Source organism: Pseudomonas sp. 2VD, assembly GCF_005503585.1.
GTDB classification, from domain to species: Bacteria; Pseudomonadota; Gammaproteobacteria; order Pseudomonadales; family Pseudomonadaceae; genus Pseudomonas; species Pseudomonas aeruginosa.
This window is the reverse complement of sequence record NZ_SCND01000556.1, coordinates 1-2424: the sequence shown is the minus strand read 5'-3', so window position 1 is coordinate 2424 and position 2424 is coordinate 1. Positions and strand designations below refer to the sequence as shown.

Here is a 2424-nt window from a genome sequence, read left to right as displayed (position 1 = left end):
CGAAGGACGGCCTCAAGCGCGGCACCCACCTGCGCTGCTACGGCGAAGTCCGGCCGGGCGCCTCGGGCCTGGAGATCTACCATCCGGAATACCGCGCGCTGAACGGCGACGAGCCGATTCCGGTGGAGCAGACCCTGACGCCGATCTACCCGACTACCGAGGGCCTCACCCAGCAGCGCCTGCGCCAGTTGAGCCAACAGGCCCTGGCCATGCTCGGTCCCAGCAGCCTGCCCGACTGGCTGCCGGCGGAACTGGCCCGCGATTACCAACTTGGCCCGCTCGACCAGGCGATCCGCTACCTGCACCGGCCGCCGCCGGATGCCGACATCGAGGAACTGGCCGAAGGCCGGCACTGGGCGCAGTTGCGCCTGGCCTTCGAAGAACTGCTGACCCACCAGTTATCCCTGCAGCGCCTGCGCGAAGCCGTGCGTTCGCAGGCAGCGCCGCGCTTGCCGGCGGCCAGCCGCTTGCCGAAACGCTTCCTTGCCAACCTCGGCTTCCAGCCGACCGGCGCGCAACGCCGGGTCGGCGCGGAGATCGCCTACGACCTGGCCCAGGACGAACCGATGCTGCGCTTGGTGCAAGGCGACGTCGGCGCCGGCAAGACCGTGGTCGCCGCCCTCGCCGCCCTGCAAGCCATAGAGGCCGGCTACCAGGTGGCGCTGATGGCGCCGACCGAGATCCTCGCCGAGCAGCATTTCCTCAACTTCAGCAAGTGGCTCCAGCCGCTGGACATCGAAGTCGCCTGGCTGGCCGGCAAGCTCAAGGGCAAGGCCCGCGCGGCGGCACTGGAACGCATCGGCGACGGCGCGCCGATGGTGGTCGGCACCCACGCGCTGTTCCAGGATGAAGTGAAATTCAAGCGCCTTGCACTGGCGATCATCGACGAACAGCACCGCTTCGGCGTGCAGCAGCGCCTGGCCCTGCGCCAGAAGGGCGTGGACGGCAGGCTCTGCCCGCACCAGTTGATCATGACCGCCACGCCGATCCCGCGGACCCTGGCGATGAGCGCCTATGCCGACCTCGACACCTCGATCCTCGACGAGCTGCCGCCCGGGCGTACCCCGGTGAATACCGTGCTGGTGGCCGACAGCCGCCGTATCGAGGTGATCGAGCGAGTCCGCGCGGCTTGCCGCGAAGGGCGCCAGGCCTACTGGGTGTGTACCCTGATCGAAGAGTCCGAGGAGCTTACCTGCCAGGCCGCCGAGACCACCTACGAAGAGCTTTCCTCGGCGCTGGGCGAACTGCGTGTCGGCCTGATCCACGGGCGCATGAAGCCGGCGGACAAGGCCGTGGTGATGGAGGCCTTCAAGGAAGGCATGTTGCAACTGCTGGTGGCGACCACGGTGATCGAGGTCGGCGTCGACGTGCCCAACGCCAGCCTGATGATCATCGAGAACCCCGAGCGCCTTGGCCTGGCCCAACTGCACCAGCTACGCGGCCGTGTTGGCCGGGGCAGCGCCGCCAGCCACTGCGTGCTGCTCTACCACCCGCCGCTGTCGCAGATCGGCCGCGAGCGGCTGGGCATCATGCGCGAGACCAGCGACGGCTTCGTCATCGCCGAGAAGGACCTGGAATTGCGCGGCCCCGGCGAAATGCTCGGCACCCGCCAGACCGGCCTGCTGCAATTCAAGGTCGCCGACCTGATGCGCGACGCAGACCTGCTGCCGGCGGTCCGCGATGCCGCCCAATCCCTCCTGGCGCACTGGCCGCAGCATGTCAGCCCGCTGCTCGAACGGTGGTTGCGCCACGGCCAGCAATACGGTCAAGTGTGATCTATTTCGCTCTCGCTGACCGGCGTAGGTCTCAGTCTTGAAGCAGCTCTGGTTATACTGAGGGAAAATCCAGCTCGCATGGTCTCGTCATGACAGAAGCCGCCCTGGCCTCCGCCGATGCTCCGCACGCCCCCCAGGTCATCCTCCAGCTGCTCGCCAAGCTAGGCATCGCCTGCCGCGAGGTCAGCGACAGCGCGGAGCTGCCTGCCGCCCGCCGGGTCCAGGCGGTGCTGCTGGACGACGCCGTCGGCACCCTGCTGGTGCTGTTCCCGCAGAGCCAGTTGCTGGACCTTGCCCGGCTCACCGAACTGACCGGCCGCAAGCTGCTGGCGATCGAGCCCGAGCGCCTGGAACGAATGCTCGGCAAGCACGAGCTGCACCGCCTGCCGGCGTTGCCGCCCCTGACCAGTTCGCCCTGCCTGTACGACGAGCGCCTGTTGCAGGAACCGCGCCTGCTGATCGAGTCCGGCCAGCCCGGCATCCTCCTGGAGATCGCCAGCAACGACTTCCGCGGCCTGCTGGGCAAGGCCAGCGCCGCGCGCTTCGGCGAACCGCTGGAAAACATCAACCTGAACCTTGACCGCCCGGACGACGACCGCGCGGAAATCAGCCAGGCCGTGCAGGCCTTCACCGCCCGGCGCATCCAGCA

The 2424-nt window shown here is 68.4% G+C and carries 2 protein-coding genes; both read left to right on the top strand.

The genetic code is table 11. The annotated features are described in order from the left end of the window. On the top strand, positions 1–1775 hold a 1775-nt coding region (gene recG / locus FFS27_RS31595; RefSeq protein WP_137952491.1), incomplete at its 5' end, for an ATP-dependent DNA helicase RecG. Positions 1776–1864: 89 nt separating this feature from the next. After that, on the top strand, positions 1865–2424 hold a 560-nt coding region (locus tag FFS27_RS31590), incomplete at its 3' end, for a YbaK/EbsC family protein (RefSeq protein WP_137952490.1).